Here is a 16,044-nt window from a genome sequence, read left to right as displayed (position 1 = left end):
GCGGAGAGTCCCCCTCACCCGGAATTCAAGCTACGCTTGAATTCCGACCTCTCCCCGCAAGCGGGGCGAGGTGAAGACCGACCGAGTCAAAACGGGCTGATCGAGAAGTAACGCAGCCACAGATCGGTGTAGCGGCCTTTTTCCCAGATCCTGAACAGCGCCCAGTTCAGCGACTGCCGCAGCAGGTCGTTGCCCTTGCGCACGGCGATGCCGACGCCCTCGCCGAAATAGCGGCTTTCGACGAAGGGTCCGCCGGAGAAGGCGCAGCACCCGTCCGAGTCGGTGCCGTTGATCCAGAACGCCAGCGAGATGGCATCGCCAAAGATGAAGTCGACCTCGCCGCGGCGCAGCGCCGCGCGCAGCGCATCGTTATCCGGGTAGGAGTGGATCTCGGCGTCGGTGAACATCGCCTTGAGGTAGGCCTCGTGCGAGGTGCCGGCGATCACGCCGACCTTCTTGCCCTCGAGATATTCGGGGCGGATTTCCGGCATCACATTGTCGCGGCGCGACACGAAGCGTGCCGGCGCGCGGTAATAGGGATCGGTGAAATCGACCTTGGCGCGCAACTGCGGCGTCACCGCCATCGACGCGATGATGGCGTCGCCCCGGTTGGTGGCGAGCGCATCGATCAGGGTCTCGAAGCGGCGCATCTGGATGGTGCAGGTGACCTTGATCTCGTCGCAGAGTGCCCGCGCCAGGTCGACGTTGAAGCCGGCAGGATTGCCGTCGGGACCGGTGAAGTTGAACGGCGGATAATCGGTCTCGGTCAGGAAGCGGATCACGGTGAGGCGCGACAGGTCCGGGCGATCCGGCCGGCGGCGCGGGTCCCAGAACCCGGGCACGGCCTGCGGCGCGGCCGCGGCGGCCTTGGGCGGTTGAGCCGGGGCGGTCGGCGCAGCGGCTGCCGGAGGCGTCGCGGGCACAGCTTGAGCAGGAGCGGCCCGCTCGTCCTGCTCGCGGTGTCGGTCACGGTGCTCGTGCTCCTGCGCGGACGCTGGACCGGCCAGGACCAGCAAACCGGCCGCCATCATCCCCACCGCCAGGCAGAGCTGGCGCGAGCGGACGGCAAAGGGCTGGGTGAACGGGTTGGGCATAACCGGCAATTTTAGGGAATTGAACGGCTTATAGACCATCCGGCGCCCGTTGCGAGCGCCGAATGGGTTAATTCTCGACCGCAAATGGCGGTCAGAGATACCGTTTGAGATCGGCCGCGGCCTCTTCCGGCGTCCGTTTCAGATTGAACGGCGCAACGAAATGGCCGTCGCGGTCCATCAGATAGATCAGCGCGGTGTGATCCATCGTGTAGTCGCCATCCTTCAGCGGCACCTTCTTGGCGTAGACGCGGTAGCTCGACAGCACCTTGGCGATCGACGCGGGGTCGCCGGTCAGGCCCTTGAGATGCGGATCGAAGCTCGACAGATAGTCCTTCATCGCGGCGGCGGTGTCGCGCTCCGGATCGACCGAGACGAAATAGGCATTCACGCGGTCGGCATCCTTGCCCATCGCCTTGAGGACCTCGGAGATCTCGAACAGCGAGGTCGGGCAGACGTCCGGGCAATGGGTGAAGCCGAAGAAGATCAGGGTCGGCTTGCCCTGCAGATTCTTGTCGGTGACGGTCTGGCCGGACTGGTCGGTGAGCTGGAACGGACCGCCGATCGCGGCCGGCGCGGCCACGGTGCGCAGGCCACCGATCGCCCACAGCATGAGGAACAGGCCGACCGCCAGGCTGGCGGCGAAGGCGGCGAAGATCACCAGCGGGCGGGTGGTCTGGGGCATGATACGAGGCGCGTCCTTGTCAGAAGCAGGCGGAGATGCCGGCCGTGATCATTTCGAAAAACACCGCGGTCCCGTAGTGGAACCAGAGCGCAGCGGCGGCAAGCAAGGCCAATCCGCCGATCCCGGCAGCGCCCCACAGGATCGCAGACGCCACCCGGCCCTGCGGAGCCGTCACGAGCTCGGTTGGGGTGGAGATCGGCTGAACCATGGGGATTCAGATAGGCCGGGTTCCGGCAGGCGGCAAGCACAATGCCGGTTGCCGGCTGTCAAATGATGGCGAGGCGAATGCCCACCATGTCTCGGGACGACCGAACTGAACTCAGCGCGCGGGCTTCGGCGCCGAGGCCTGGGCGTTGAGGTAGCACGGCTTGTACAGCGCCTGCAGTTGCTTGCCGCGCAGGAAGATCATGTTGCGGGTCAGGCCACCGCGGTCGTTGATCCATTTGCGCACCGCCGGCGGGTACATCAGGTACAGCATATGGGTGGCTTCCGGATTGGGCACCGGGCGGCCATTGTCGCCGTAATCCCAGGCGGCATGGAAGCCGAGGCTGGCGTGCGAGGTCACGCAGATCCGGTCGTGAGGAACCTTGCCGAGCACGATGGTGCAGGCCGAGGCGCAAAGCCCGTCGATGATGACCGTCTCACCTGACGTACGCAGGTCCTGGTACTTGTCGACATAGACCCCGATCTTGCCGCCGCGATCGTCGGCGATCCTGACCACTGCCTGTGACGCCCCCATTCCCGCCAGCAAGAGAACCGCCGCGAGCAACCCCGTCATCAACTTCATTGGCCAGCCCCAGTCGAAACCGAATCTGTTGGTCTTGTGATGCAAGATGATGGGAGCGTGTTGCGAGAGTCGATTTTTGTCCAGACGAGCAAAGCCGATCAAAACAAATTCAAATTGGGTGTTGCGCGCACGCTGCAGTGACGCACGGAAAAGGTCCCAAACTGGAACAACTTGCCGCAACTGCTTGGTGCCTCGCCGCCACAGGCAAGGTCCATTTGGCGTTGACCGCGCGCAATGACGCGGTCTTGAATCCGCGCCGGGACGGGGGAATCAAAACATGGCTGACGATGCAGATGTGATCGTGATTGGCGCGGGCCTCGCCGGCCTCGTCGCCGCGACCGAGATCGCCGACGCCGGCAAACGCGTCATCGTGCTGGATCAGGAAGGGGAACAGAGCCTCGGCGGCCAGGCGTTCTGGTCGTTCGGCGGCTTGTTCCTGGTCGATTCGCCGGAACAGCGCCGGCTCGGCATCAAGGACTCCGCTGACCTCGCGCTACAGGACTGGATGGGCACCGCCGGTTTCGATCGCGCAGAGGACCACTGGCCGCGCAAATGGGCCGAGGCCTATGTCGGCTTCGCGGCCGGCGAGAAGCGCGACTGGCTGCGCGCGATGGGCCATCGCATCTTCCCGGTGGTCGGCTGGGCCGAGCGCGGCGGCTATGACGCGATGGGCCACGGCAATTCGGTGCCCCGCTTTCATGTCACCTGGGGCACCGGCCCCGGCATCGTCGAGCCGTTCGAGCGCCGTGCGCGCGCGGCTGCGAACAGCGGACGGCTGGTGTTCAAGTTCCGGCATCGCGTCGATGCGCTCAGCGTCAGCAACGGCACGGTCGACGGCGTCAGCGGCGCGATCCTGGAACCGAGCTCGGTCGAGCGCGGCAAGAGTTCCTCGCGCAACGTGACCGGCGACTTTTCGCTGCGCGCGCAGGCCGTCATCGTCGCCTCCGGCGGTATCGGCGGCAATCACGACCTGGTCAGGCAGAACTGGCCGCAACGACTCGGCGAACCGCCGAGGTTCATGATCTCCGGCGTGCCCGAACACGTCGACGGCCGCATGATCGGCATCACCGAGCAGGCCGGCGGCCGGCTGATCAACCGCGACCGCATGTGGCACTATGTCGAGGGCATCCAGAACTGGAACCCGATCTGGCCGCGTCACGGCATCCGGATCCTGCCGGGACCGTCGTCGATGTGGTTCGACGCCACGGGCAAGCGGCTGCCGGCGCCGCTGTTCCCGGGCTCCGACACGCTCGGGCAACTGCATTACATCATGAGCACCGGCTACGATTATTCCTGGTTCATCCTGACCCAGAGCATCATCAAGAAGGAGTTCGCGCTCTCCGGCTCCGAGCAGAACCCTGACCTGACCGGCAAGAGCTGGCGCATGACGATCAGGCGCGCCACCAACAAGGGCGCGCCGGCGCCGGTCGAGGCGTTCAAGCAGCACGGCGCCGACTTCATCGTGCGCGACAACCTCGCCGACCTCGTCGGCGCCATGAACAAGCTCGCGGGCAACGACCTGCTGAAGCTCGATGCGATCAAGGCGCAGATCGAGGCGCGCGACCGCGAGATCACCAACCCCTATGTCAAGGATGCGCAGGTGATGAACCTGCACAACGCGCGGCGCTATATCGGCGACCGGCTGATCCGGACCGCGAAGCCGCACCGCATCCTCGATCCCGACCACGGCCCGCTGATCGCGGTGAAGCTCAACATCCTGACCCGCAAGACGCTCGGCGGCTTCGAGACCGACCTCGAGTCGCGCGTGTTCGGCAACGACCATCAGATCATCCGCGGGCTCTATGCCGCTGGCGAAGCCGCCGGCTTCGGCGGCGGCGGCGTGCATGGCTATCGCTCGCTCGAAGGCACCTTCCTCGGCGGCTGCCTGTTCTCCGGCCGCAACGCGGGGCGCGCGGCGGCGAAGGCGGTGGGTTAGGGGCGCATGCTCAAAAACATCGAAAACAACCCCATGCAAAGCAGCAGGCCACCGCCGCCCCCCGAAAGTGGCTTGACGCGTCGGGCAACTCAGGGGTATTTTCTATTATCCCGAAATAGTGCAGCGGCCTCGATGTCGGGGCGAACCGGACGTCGGCGACGATTTGTAAGTACGCGTCCTTAAGATGAGATGCTCAGGCGGATCAAACCGACTTTAGCGGCCGGGACCTGGCCTGGCGTCGGTCACGTTTCGATTGCTTGGACTCATCAGGTCTGAGCTTTGCCGTCTTCGCCGAGCTCCGAAACACCTCTGCGAGCCGCCGGGTCGCAATGTCGGTTTCGGCGGCCGTCAAACCGGAGAATCCGAGCAGCAATCGTGGTTCAGCCGGCGCGCCGATGTGCATCGGTGACGTGGGGATCACGACGACGCCGCCATCGAGGGCAGCTCGTGCCAAGGCGCAATCGTCCCGCCAACTGCCGGTGCTGCGCGCCGTCAGATGAACGCCCTGCTCCGGAAGGAGTGCAACGAGGTGTTCCGACAGCCTCTCTTTGAGCAGATCGAAGAGGAGATCGCGTGAGGCGCGAGAGCTTTCGCGCAGGCGCCGCAGGTGCGCAGGGAAGTAGCCTTCGCTGAGGAAGTCAGCCACGACCAGTTGGTGCAGCGGTGCCGGGAAGCGATCGACGATCGGTCGTACAGCTCGAAACGCGGCGACCAGATCGTCGGGTACGACGAGATAGCCGACCCGGAAGCCGGGCAGCAGCGCCTTGCTGAAAGACCCCGCGTAAATCACACAGCCGCCGGTATCCAACCCCTGAAGCGAGGCAATCGGGTGGCCTTCATAGCGAAACTCGCTGTCATAGTCGTCCTCGATGATCCAACTGCCTTGCCGCTGCGCGAAGGCCAGAAGTTGCAGCCGGCGCGTCAGCGGCAATGCCGAACCGGAGGGATATTGATGGGACGGCGTGACGTAGATCACGACAGGCGCGAGGCCGTCCGACGATGCAAGCGTCTCGGTGATCATGCCCTTTGAGTCGACCGGCGCACCAACCAGCCGCGCACCATTCAGGAGAAATGCCTGCCGCGCTGGTGGATAGCAGGGATTCTCGATCAAAGCGGTTTCGCCCGGAGACATCAGCACGCGAATGGCGAGATCGAGCGCCTGTTGCGTGCCCGACGTGATGAAAACCTGACGCGGGTCGCAGCGCACGCCTCTCGATGCGGTCAGATAGGCGGCGACTGCCTCGCGCAAAGCGGGCTCGCCTTGTGCATCGCGATAGCCGTCACTGGCATAGTCGATGTGGCGATGCGCGAGCCGCTTCAGGAGGACCGCGGTTCGCATATCATGAATGACCCGCCCGGTCGCGAAGGCTACCTGCCCGGGATGGGTTTCGAAGCTCATCGCCAATCGTGCCGCCGCAGAAATGCGACGCCTGCTGGCACTGGATCGGGCATTGCGGGAGCTGTTGCCCTCGATTTTCGGCAACGGCAGATCGTCGGTGACATAGGTGCCCGATCCATGCTTTCCGATCGCATAGCCCTCTGCGATCAGCACGTCATAGGCTTCGGCGACAAGCCCTCGCGACAATGACCATTCGGCGGACGCCGTGCGTGTCGAAGGCAGGCGATCGCCCGCCCGCAGCGCGCCGCCGACGATCGCGTCCCGGAGCTGGAGATAGAGCTGCCGCACTGCTGGAACCGGCAGACTCGAGTCGATCGCAGGCCGGAAACCAGCCGCAGCACTCTCACGTCGCATCGCACGGCGCATCGGCAGTTTCGGGAAAGTGGCCCGCTCGGACATCAGGAAGTGGCCCTTTGAAAGAGCCAATGGTCCAATAATATCAGGCCACTTTCAAGAGGGCCCGCGCAAATGCCGAAATCATCCGCACAGTTCCTGTTTCTTGGCACCATGCTCGCCGCGGCCGGCTACGGCGCGACATTCCTGTTGTCGGCCTACTTCCGCGCAAACGGCGGCAGCGACCTCGACACCGGCACCACGCTTGGTGCCGCGATGATCGGAACCTTCGTCGGCGTACCGCTTGTCGGCTGGTTCTCGGGACGTTTCGATGCCGCGCGCATGAGCGCGATCGCCGCATGCGCTGTCGGGTGTGGCTTCCTGCTGCTTGCCGTCAGCGCTGGCGGCACTCTGGCGATGTCGCTGGCATCTGGTTTCCTGATCGGCCTGGGCTGGGGCATGTTCTATGTTGGCGCACCGATGTCGCTTTCGGAGCGCGTGACGGATCGCGATCGCGGCTTCTGGTTCACGCGCTTCGGCGCCTTCCAGATGGCCGGCATCGGGGGAGGCCCGCTCGTTCTCAACCTGGCGGTCGATCAGGCAGGGCTCTCCATCGCGGCAACTTTTCAGCTGGTTGGCATTGCCTGTCTGGTTGCGGGGCTGTCGCTCTGGATGTTCTCGACGATAGCCCCGGGCGCGCGGCGTTCATCGTCGCTCCGTTCCTGGGTCCGCCCGATCAGCGTCATTGCGCGAAGCGCATCCGTCCGTCCGATCCTGATGGTCGGGTTTGGCGCCTGCGCGTTTTCCGGCCTCCTGACCTTCCAATCGTCACTCGTCGCGGGGACATCGGCGAAGGCCTCAACCTTCTTTGCCGTCTATGCCATCACGGTGGTTGCTGCACGTCTGCTGTTTGCCCGTATCCTGGCATCGCTGCCGCAGAGGCGGCTTGCAGAGGGGTTGCTGGTTTCGATGACGCTTGGTGTGGTGGCGATGTTCGGCGTCGGCATCCATCCGGCGTTTCAAATCCTGTCCGCAGTCCTCACCGGCATTGGGTATGGTCTGGTTTACACCGTCATCCAGACCTGGGCGGTCAACGACACAGACGCAAAATACCGCCACGCCGCACTCACCTGGTTCGTGCTGTCATACTTCATCGGCATCTTCGGATTTCCTGTCATCGGGGGATGGCTGCTGGTGGATCTGGGCCGCAACGCCTTTCTGGGCGCGCTGCTTGCCGCCGCACTGTCAGAGTTGGCGATCCTCTACAGCGGAAGCGCAAAGGCCAGCGACGGGGTGCGGACAAACTCGACGACCGCCTGATCCGTCACCACGCTCGATTCAGGTCAATTCCGGGCATGGCGTTGTTTTCGACATTGGGCAACGCGCCCGGTGTCCCTACTCCGCCTCCGCGCTCGCGAAGCGGACGCCGAACGTGTCGGCGTTGGCCTCGCCCCAGTCGTACAGCGCTTGCAGCATCGGCTTTAGCATCTCGCCGCGCTTGGTCAGGCAGTAGCGCGAGGAGCCGCCGCCGCGCTCCTGCTTGACGAAGCCTGAATTGCAGAGATCGCGCAGGCGCTCGGTCAGGACCTTGTCGCTGAGCTGCGGGATGTCGTGGCGCAACTCGCCATAGCGCATCGGGCGGAGCTTCAGCCGGCTCAGGATCACGGTCTTCCATTTGCCGCTGAGCTGATCGATCGAGAACTCGACCGGGCAACCATATTTGCGCTTGGTCTTGCGGATCATCGCCTTCTCCCGCGGCACTTTCCATCTGGTTCGTTGAGCGCCGCCATCGACCCATCTAAGCACGGCTTGCACGGGTTGGGCGAGCTTAGGGATCATTGCAAGGCATGACAGACAGCAACTCCGCCCAAGGCCCCAGCGACAAGCAGCAGCCGCGCAAACGCATCATCGTCAGACGCAACGGCCCTTACGAAACCGAGCCCGGCATTGCGATCGTCGACCATCTCGGTGTGCCTGTTGAAACCGAGGCGCCGGCGCGGCTGTGCCGCTGCGGCCAATCGCGGACAAAGCCGTTCTGCGACGACAGCCACGCCGCGCGCGGCTTCACCGACGCCAAGGATGCGCGGCGGGTGCCCGACAAGCTCGATGTCTATGCCGGACAGCAGGCCCATGTGTTCGACAATCGCGGCACCTGCGCGCATTCCGGCTTCTGCACCGATCGGCTCAATTCCGTGTTTCATCTCGGCGAGGAGCCCTTCGTCGCGCCGAGCGGCGCACGCCTCGATGACCTCATCAATGCGGTGCGCCGATGCCCATCGGGAGCGCTCGGCATCGGCATCGGCCCGGCGCGCGAGGCCAATTTGTCGGATGTCAGCCGGCCACCACAGATCGAAGTGTCGAAGGACGGCCCCTATCGCGTCACCGGTGATGTCGAACTGGTCGATGAGGACGGTGCGCCGATCGCACGAAACGCCGGTGCGTCGCGGGAGCATGCCAGCCTGTGCCGCTGCGGCGCCTCGCTGAACAAGCCGTTTTGCAGCGGCATGCACTGGAACGTTGCGTTTCACGACCCCATTCCCGATCCGATGCGCGAGCCGACGCTGTTCGAATGGGCCGGCGGCTATCCGGCGCTGCTCGACATGACGCGGATCTTCTACAGCCGCTACGTGCCGGAGGATCCCTTGCTCGGCCCGCTGTTCGCCGAGATGTCGCCGGATCATCCCGAACGGGTCGCGGCCTGGCTGAGCGAGGTGTTCGGCGGGCCGCGCTTCTACACCGAACGCTATGGCGGCTATCGGCGGATGGTGTCGCAACATATCGGCAAGGAGATCAGGCCGGAGCAGCGCGCGCTGTGGGCGACCTACATGGTGCAGAGTGCCGACGACGCCGGGCTGCCGTCCGATCCGGAATTCCGCGCCGCCTTCGTCGCCTATATCGAATGGGGTTCGCGAATCGCGGTGGAGAATTCCGGCGCCGGCGCGAAGCCGCCGCCGAACATGCCGGTGCCGCGCTGGTGGTGGGTCTGCAACGCGACGCCCGCCGCGCGGCCGCCTGCCATCGCGGACGATGCGCAGGACACGAACGGCATCAGCGTCACGCTGCCTGGCTCCGATGAACAGGTGCGGTTTGAACAACACATCCGGCCGCTATTCCGGCCGATGGACCGCAATTCCATGCTGTTCGCCTTCGATCTCTGGAACGAGGCGGACGTCAACAAGCACAGTCGGCAGATTCTGGCTCGCCTCGAGGCCGGCACGATGCCGTGCGACGGCGCGTGGCCGGCTGAGCGGATCGCCCTGTTCGCACGCTGGGCCGAAGCGATTGCGCCGAGGTGACCTCGGTGCAATTGGGCGATTTCCGTGAGCCGTGCTGCAAATTGCGCAGTGGCGGCGGGCGCGCCGGCAGGCTAGAGAGTTTCCGCCATTCAAGTGGAGACCCAAATGAGCATTCAGCGTTTCGAAACCGGCCCGCGCATGAGCCAGGCCGTGGTGCACGGCAACACCGTCTATCTGGCCGGCGTCGTCGCCGGCAAGGCCGCCGGCGGCAGCGTCACCGACCAGACCAAGGACATCCTGTCGATCATCGACGGCCACCTCGCCAAGGCCGGCACCGACAAGTCGAAGCTGCTCAGCGCGACCATCTACATCACCGACATGAAGACGTTCCCGGAAATGAACGCGGCGTGGGACGCCTGGGTCTCCCAGGGTAACACCCCGGCGCGCGCCACCGTCGAGGCCAAGCTCGCGGCGCCGCAGTACAATGTCGAGATCATGGTTGTCGCGGCGAAGTAAGAGCGTTCACCTCTCCCTTGGGCGAGGTGAATCGAGAGCGCGCCGAGCCGAGTGAACCAAAACTCATCCCGCTTTGCAGAATGGCGCGGCGGCCACAGGCCACCGCGCCATTCTCATTTCTGCCGCTGTGTCTATGCGGCGCGCGCCGTGCCCTTCTCCGCATCGAGCCTGCGCGCAAACAGCCAGCGGAAATAGGTCAGCGGCGCGTCGGCGCCGATCGCCAGCAACTGATAATCCGGATCGGCGTCGAGCACCTTCTGCTGCGCCTCGATGAAATCCTTGTCCTCGTTGAAGGCCTCCTCCAGGGAGTACCGCAGCGACAGCGCGATGTTCGGGTCGCCGATATCGAAATCGTGCAGATAGTTCCAGAAGAAATGCGTCGAGGAGCGCGTCTCCGGCGTCATGAACTGCGCGTTACGGTATTGCCGCGTGCCCGGAACCTGGACGCCCTTCTCCGCGCCCTGCCCGGCCGGCGCGAACATGGTATCGAGCGTGAAGATACCCGGCACGATCATGCGGCCGACATTGCGGCGATCGACCATGTCGTCCCGGTTGGAGATCACCTTCTTGTGGTAGGGCGGCGCATCGGCGCCCATGTGCCAGCGCTCGACGCGGAAACCGTCGTCCAGCTTCTCGATCGCGACCGGCTTGGTCTTGTAGGCATATTCCTCCGAACCGCCCAGCGTGTTGGTGTGCACGAAAGCGAGATGCGCGAAATCGCTGAGATTGTCGACGATCAGGAGCCAGTTGGCCTTGTAGTGCATGTAGCCCGGCAGGCCGCGCCATGTGGGATCTTCCAGCGGCGGATAGTCGAGGATCAGCTTCGGATCGGCCTTCTCGGGATCGCCGGTCCAGATGAAGATCATGTTGTAGCGCTCGACCACGGGATAGCTGCGCACGCCGAGCTTGGCGGGGATCGCGTCCTGGCCAGGGATCTGGATGCACTTGCCGTCGGCCGCGAACTTCATGCCGTGATACATGCACCTGATGTCATCGCCCTCGACCCGCCCCATCGAGAGCGGCGCGGCGCGATGGCAGCAACGGTCGTCGAGCGCGACCACCTTTCCGCTGGCGCCGCGATAGATCACGATCGGCCGCTCCAGGATGGTGCGCGCCAGCTTCTTGCCGTCGATTAGCTCGTGATTCAGCGCCGCCACGTACCAGGCGTTGCGCAGGAAAATTCCGTCGTCGTCAGCCAATTCACCCTCCCGATGCAATATTGCTTGCAACGAGGTTAGGGGATTGCAGCCGTCGGGATAATCCGATTTGGCTGGACACACTGTACCGGTGGATGGACAATCGGCCATGGAGTGGCGTGACTGGGAGCTGTTTTGCGAGGTTGTCGAGCATGGCGGCTTCACCGCGGCTGCGCGCGTGCTCGGGCACCCCAAATCGAGCCTGAGTGCTGCGGTGCAACGGCTCGAGGCCAATCTCGGGCTGCGGCTGATCGAGCGGACCACGCGGCATCTGCGGCTGACCGATTCCGGCGAGACGATCTATCGCAAGGTCCGCCCGCTGTTCGCCGCGCTGCACGACACCCACAGCGAGGCGCTGGCGATGTCGAGCGCGGTCGCCGGTACCCTGCGCATCAAGGCGCCGTACGAATTCGGCGCGCATCACGCCGGGCCGGTCGCCTGCGCGGTGATGGGCCGCTATCCGGAGCTCGCGATCCGGATCGATGTCGAGCACGACATCGTCAACCCGATCGCGGAGAATTACGACATCGTGTTCGCGATGCTGGAAGCGCCGCTGCCGTCGGCCGGCATCGTGATCCGCCGCGTCTTCACGCTGGAGCGCGGCCTGTTCGCAGCGCCGGCGCTGCTCGAGACATCAGGCGAGCCGCGCACGCTGGACGAGTTGAGGAAGCTGCCGCTGCTGACCGGCCCGAGCGATCCGCCATGGGCGATCACCGCACCCGGCGGCGCGGTCGAGCATCTCGCGGTCGATCGCGCGCGGCTCACCTCTTCGAATGCCCATGTCCGCCTGCAAGCTGCGCTCGCCGGCCATGGCGTGCTGCGGGTCACCGCGAGCTACACCCGCGCCGCGGTCGCGGCCGGCCAGTTGCGGCGGCTGTTGCCCGACCATGCCTGCGAACCACTCAACGTGCACGCGCTGTTGCCCGCGCGGCAATTTGTCCCGGCCAAGGTGCGCTGCTTCCTCGATGCGATGGAAGCGCATGCGCGCGGCGATCCCGAGGCCTACATCAAGCCATAGCCCGCACCCCCGTCACGCGCGCGATGACGTCAGAGGTAATCGATCGACGCCCGCAAACCTTCGATAGTCCGGACAGCCGCACAGTCCGGCACATCAGGAGAGCACCATGACCGATCATGCCACCGTCGCCCGCAACTACATCGCACTCTGGAACGAGCGAACGCCGAGCCGCCGCCGCGAGATGCTGAGCGCAAACTGGACCAGTGACGCCCGCTATGTCGATCCGCTGATGGCCGGCGACGGCCATGAGGGCGTCGACGCGCTGATCGCGGGCGTGCAGCAGAAGTTTCCGGACTTCACCTTCAAGCTGATCGGCGAGCCGAACGGCTTCGGCGACCATGTCCGCTTCTCCTGGGGCCTCGGACCCGACGGCGTCGACAGCCCGATCAAGGGCACCGACTTCGCCATGCTGAAGGACGGCCGGATCAGGAGCATCACCGGCTTCCTCGACCAGGTGCCGGGGGCTTAACCGGTTCCGTCATTCCGGGGCGACGCGTAGCGTCGAGCCCGGAATCCATCGGGCAACTTCCACCCTCGTCATTCCGGGGCTCGCGAAGCGAGAGCCCGGAATCCATCGGGCCACAGAGCCTGCGGCGAAAGGATTCCGGGCTCGACGCTACGCGTCGCCCGGAATGACGACGGGGGGTTTGAGACCCAGGGCAATAGCGCCAACGGCTTCCACGCCCGCGATCCCGCTGCTAGTCTTCCCGAAACACAGGGAGGACACCATGAAGGCAGATTTCGCCTTCACCACGTCTGTCGTCAGCGACATCACGCCGGCGCTGCTGGCGATTGGCCGCGACGGCTTTCCGCAGGCCCTGATCGGCGCGCTGCGCCGCGTCGCCGGGGTCGGCCACTGCATGGTGTTCTCGTTCACCGGCCCGCGGTCCGCGTCGTGCCTGCTCGACGTCGGCAACATCCCGACCGGGCGCGACCTCGGGATCGCCTATTCCGAACATTTCCACCGGTCCGACCCGAATCGGGACGCGGTGTTCGAGGGGCAGGCACAGGCCACGGCGATCATGCTGCCGACCTTTGCGCGCCGGATGTACAGCGACGGCTACCGCAAGATCTTCTTCGACGATTCCGACATCGTCGACAAATTCGCCGCCGCGATCTGGACCGGCGACACCTGCTTCTATGTCAATTTTTACCAGATCACCGCGCAGGGCCGCTTCAACCGCGAACAGATCGCACGCCTCTCCGCGGTCGCGCCGGCGTTGACGGCCGCGGTGGCGCGGCACTTCCAGTGCGAAACGGCGGCGGATGTCGATCCGGTCGAGCGCCTGACGGGCCTGTTCGCGACCGCCGAGCCGCTCGCCAGGCTGACCGGGCGCGAGAAAGAGGTCTGCCTGCGCATTCTCTCGGGCCTCAGCTCGGAAGCGATCGCAGCCGACCTCGGCATCGGATTGCACTCCGCCCTCACCTACCGCAAGCGCGCCTACGACAAGCTCGGCATCTCCTCGCAGAACGAATTGTTCGCGATCGCGCTGCGCCTGATGGCCTCGGCCCGCAGCCTGAATTAGAGCCGATCGCACGCGCAGCCGCTGCGGCCGGACACGCATGTCCGATGTGACAACCTTACAGAGTCCGCGTGACATCTGTGACATCATCTCATCGTTATTCCCTGAACGATGTACCGTTTCCTGGCGCGGCTGCTAGTGATGTGCGTGGGATCAGGTTGAACATGATCGGCAGCGGAGACTCACCTCTCCCTTGGGAGAGATCAGCAAGATCAGTTGGAAGAGGACGGCACAGGTGCAGGCATTCACGCAATTTCGCAACGTCGACGATATCAAGGCGCTCGCATTCGACGTCCAGGGCACCTGCGTCGACTTCTATCAACCGGTGCTTCGCGCCGGTGCGGCGATCAATCGCGACAAGGGACTGGCGATCGACTGGACCAGGCTGCTGGCGGAATGGCGCGATCTGTATCGCGTCGCGCTCGATGCCGTGATCGCCGGACAGCGGCCGTGGCTGCGGGTCGATCGGATCTATCGTGAAGCGCTTGACCTCCTACTGGAGCGACAGGGCCTCGGCGAGGCGTTCACGCCACAGGAGCGCGACGAGTTGAACAATGTCTGGACCAGGCTCGACGCCTGGCCTGACACCGCGGCGGGGCTTGCGCGCTTGCGGCGGCGCTTCACCACCGCAACGCTGTCGAACGCCGGAATGGCGGCGGTGGTGGCTGTCGTGAAGCATGCCGACCTGCCGTTCGATGCCATCCTCACCGCGGAACTCGCCCATAGCTACAAGCCGGCCCCGTCAGTCTATCAATTGGCGGTCGACTTCCTCGGCTATCGGCCGGATCAGATTGTGATGGTGGCCTGCCACAAATATGATCTGAGGGCCGCGCGCGCCTTCGGCATGCGCACGGCGTTCGTCGCGCGTCCGCTCGAATTTGGGCCGGACGTGACGCCCGATGTGACAGCAGAGGACTGGCTCGACCTCCATGTCGACAGCTTCACCGCACTCGCCGAAGCGCTCGGTGCGGGGTCGCCCGCCTGAGCTGCGTCTCGCCGCCTGTCCCCTGACGTGGGGACAGACCGCCGGCAGGCTTCGGCATTATCCTGGCGCGGATCGAGCCCCGAGGATACTGCCGTGAGCACTGCGCCCCGTTTCGACATCGATGTCCCCGCCTTCTGGCAGGACCCCTATCCGACCCTGGCGCGCATGCGCAAGGAGGCGCCGATCGCCTTCGTGCCGCAGCTCGGCAGCACGCTGCTGTGCAATCGCGACGACATCTTCGTCTCCGAGAAGCAGATCGACGTGTTCTCGTCGCACCAGCCCGAGGGGCTGATGAACCGACTGATGGGCCACAACATGATGCGCAAGGACGGCGATGCGCATATGAACGAGCGCAAGGCGATCTTCCCGGCGATCTCGCCGAAGACCGTCAGGTCGCACTGGACGGCGCAGTTCGCCGGACACGCGAACCGCATCCTCGACGAACTGGAGCCGGACGGCGTGGTGGACTTCGTGCAGGCGTTCGCGCTGCCGTTCTCGGCCGAGTGCCTGAAATCGATCACCGGCCTCACCAACATGCGCTTCCAGGACATGAACGCCTGGTCGCAGAACATGATCGACGGCATCGCCAATTATGTCGGCGATCCCGCGATCGAGGCGCGTTGCCATGCCGCCACCTCGGGCATCGATGCCGCGATCGACGACATGGTGCCGGTGTTGCGCAAGACGCCCGACCTCAGCCTGCTCGGCGTGCTGTTGCAGACCGACATGCCGATGGACAGCATACGCGCCAACATCAAGCTGGCGATCTCCGGCGGCCAGAACGAGCCGCGCGACGCCATTGCCGGCTCGGTGTGGGCGCTGCTGACCCATCCCGATCAGCTGGCGCTGGCGACGAGCGGCGCGGTCCCGTGGTTGCAGGCGTTCGAGGAATATGCGCGCTGGATCTCGCCGATCGGCATGTCGCCGCGGCGGATCGCCAAGCCATGGACGATCCGCGACATCGCGTTCGAGACCGATGAACGGGTGTTCCTGATGTTCGGCTCGGCGAACCGCGACGAGAAGCATTTCGACCGGCCCGACATCTTCGAGGTGCGGCGCGACGCCAGCAAGAGCATCGCGTTCGGTGCCGGTCCGCATTTCTGCGCCGGTGCCTGGGCCTCACGTGCCATGGTCGCCGACGTCGCGCTGCCCGCGATCTTCGGCCGGCTGAAGGGCCTGCGCCTGATCGACGATCGACCGCCGCGGATCGGCGGCTGGGCCTTCCGCGGCCTGCTCGATCTGCCGGTGACGTGGGATCGGTAGGACCCAGCCCATGGACGCGCAAGCCGCCGATCTGTGAGGCGCGCGTCACATTGATGTAAATCCAGCAATGTAGGTA

16 protein-coding genes are annotated in these 16,044 nt (G+C 65.0%); 9 read left to right on the top strand and 7 right to left on the bottom strand.

Annotated elements, in window-relative coordinates:
- Positions 1-86 precede the first annotated feature (86 nt).
- The 4 genes from B2W55_RS02470 to B2W55_RS02455 all read right to left on the bottom strand — a co-directional run bounded on the left by B2W55_RS02470 (position 87) and on the right by B2W55_RS02455 (position 2,563).
- Positions 87-1,094 (bottom strand): transporter substrate-binding domain-containing protein, encoded by a 1,008-nt coding sequence (locus tag B2W55_RS02470; protein ID WP_291532177.1) that lies wholly within the window; start codon positions 1,092-1,094, stop codon positions 87-89.
- 91 nt (positions 1,095-1,185) lie between these two features.
- Complete coding sequence (locus B2W55_RS02465; RefSeq protein WP_024581772.1) at positions 1,186-1,776, bottom strand: SCO family protein; 591 nt, start codon at positions 1,774-1,776, stop codon at positions 1,186-1,188.
- A 19-nt stretch (positions 1,777-1,795) separates the two neighbouring features.
- A complete protein-coding gene (locus B2W55_RS02460) occupies positions 1,796-1,984 on the bottom strand; it encodes a hypothetical protein (protein ID WP_024581771.1) in 189 nt (62 codons plus the stop codon).
- 111 nt (positions 1,985-2,095) lie between these two features.
- The gene (locus B2W55_RS02455) at positions 2,096-2,563 is read right to left on the bottom strand and encodes a hypothetical protein (RefSeq protein ID WP_024581770.1); all 468 of its coding nucleotides are present in this window, start codon (positions 2,561-2,563) and stop codon (positions 2,096-2,098) included.
- A 277-nt stretch (positions 2,564-2,840) separates the two neighbouring features.
- Here B2W55_RS02455 and B2W55_RS02450 point away from each other — a divergent pair, with 277 nt between their 5' ends.
- Positions 2,841-4,499 carry an FAD-binding dehydrogenase gene (locus B2W55_RS02450; protein WP_024581769.1) on the top strand — a complete coding sequence of 553 codons (1,659 nt, stop codon included), beginning with the start codon at positions 2,841-2,843 and terminating at the stop codon, positions 4,497-4,499.
- Positions 4,500-4,701: 202 nt separating this feature from the next.
- Here B2W55_RS02450 and B2W55_RS02445 read toward each other — a convergent pair whose 3' ends face one another.
- Entirely contained in the window at positions 4,702-6,297 is a 1,596-nt protein-coding gene (locus B2W55_RS02445) for a PLP-dependent aminotransferase family protein (RefSeq protein WP_080891013.1), read from the bottom strand.
- Positions 6,298-6,366: 69 nt separating this feature from the next.
- Here B2W55_RS02445 and B2W55_RS02440 point away from each other — a divergent pair, with 69 nt between their 5' ends.
- Positions 6,367-7,551: an MFS transporter gene (locus tag B2W55_RS02440; protein ID WP_024581767.1), complete on the top strand. Its 1,185-nt coding sequence runs from the start codon at positions 6,367-6,369 to the stop codon at positions 7,549-7,551.
- 75 nt (positions 7,552-7,626) lie between these two features.
- On the opposite strand, the gene B2W55_RS02435 is transcribed toward B2W55_RS02440, so the two are convergent.
- Positions 7,627-7,974 carry a winged helix-turn-helix transcriptional regulator gene (locus B2W55_RS02435; protein WP_029879210.1) on the bottom strand — a complete coding sequence of 116 codons (348 nt, stop codon included), beginning with the start codon at positions 7,972-7,974 and terminating at the stop codon, positions 7,627-7,629.
- A gap of 104 nt (positions 7,975-8,078) precedes the next feature.
- Here B2W55_RS02435 and B2W55_RS02430 point away from each other — a divergent pair, with 104 nt between their 5' ends.
- Positions 8,079-9,527 (top strand): CDGSH iron-sulfur domain-containing protein, encoded by a 1,449-nt coding sequence (locus B2W55_RS02430; RefSeq protein ID WP_035635976.1) that lies wholly within the window; start codon positions 8,079-8,081, stop codon positions 9,525-9,527.
- A 105-nt stretch (positions 9,528-9,632) separates the two neighbouring features.
- The gene (locus B2W55_RS02425; protein WP_024581765.1) at positions 9,633-9,983 is read left to right on the top strand and encodes a RidA family protein; all 351 of its coding nucleotides are present in this window, start codon (positions 9,633-9,635) and stop codon (positions 9,981-9,983) included.
- A gap of 131 nt (positions 9,984-10,114) precedes the next feature.
- On the opposite strand, the gene B2W55_RS02420 is transcribed toward B2W55_RS02425, so the two are convergent.
- Entirely contained in the window at positions 10,115-11,182 is a 1,068-nt protein-coding gene (locus B2W55_RS02420; protein ID WP_051404294.1) for an aromatic ring-hydroxylating dioxygenase subunit alpha, read from the bottom strand.
- A gap of 106 nt (positions 11,183-11,288) precedes the next feature.
- Between B2W55_RS02420 and B2W55_RS02415 the strand changes: the two genes are divergently transcribed.
- From B2W55_RS02415 to B2W55_RS02395, 5 genes are all read left to right on the top strand, one after another.
- A complete protein-coding gene (locus B2W55_RS02415) occupies positions 11,289-12,197 on the top strand; it encodes a LysR family transcriptional regulator (RefSeq protein ID WP_024581763.1) in 909 nt (302 codons plus the stop codon).
- Positions 12,198-12,303: 106 nt separating this feature from the next.
- Positions 12,304-12,666 carry a nuclear transport factor 2 family protein gene (locus B2W55_RS02410; RefSeq protein WP_024581762.1) on the top strand — a complete coding sequence of 121 codons (363 nt, stop codon included), beginning with the start codon at positions 12,304-12,306 and terminating at the stop codon, positions 12,664-12,666.
- Positions 12,667-12,925: 259 nt separating this feature from the next.
- Entirely contained in the window at positions 12,926-13,723 is a 798-nt protein-coding gene (locus tag B2W55_RS02405) for a helix-turn-helix transcriptional regulator (protein ID WP_024581761.1), read from the top strand.
- Positions 13,724-13,955: 232 nt separating this feature from the next.
- Positions 13,956-14,705: a haloacid dehalogenase type II gene (locus tag B2W55_RS02400; RefSeq protein WP_029879207.1), complete on the top strand. Its 750-nt coding sequence runs from the start codon at positions 13,956-13,958 to the stop codon at positions 14,703-14,705.
- Between the two features lie 93 nt (positions 14,706-14,798).
- Positions 14,799-15,968 (top strand): cytochrome P450, encoded by a 1,170-nt coding sequence (locus tag B2W55_RS02395; protein ID WP_024581759.1) that lies wholly within the window; start codon positions 14,799-14,801, stop codon positions 15,966-15,968.
- Positions 15,969-16,044: the final 76 nt, after the last annotated feature.

It is taken from the genome of Bradyrhizobium sp. UBA2491 (genome assembly GCF_002341725.1).
Lineage (GTDB): Bacteria > Pseudomonadota > Alphaproteobacteria > Rhizobiales > Xanthobacteraceae > Bradyrhizobium.
This window is presented reverse-complemented; position numbering and strand designations above follow the sequence as displayed.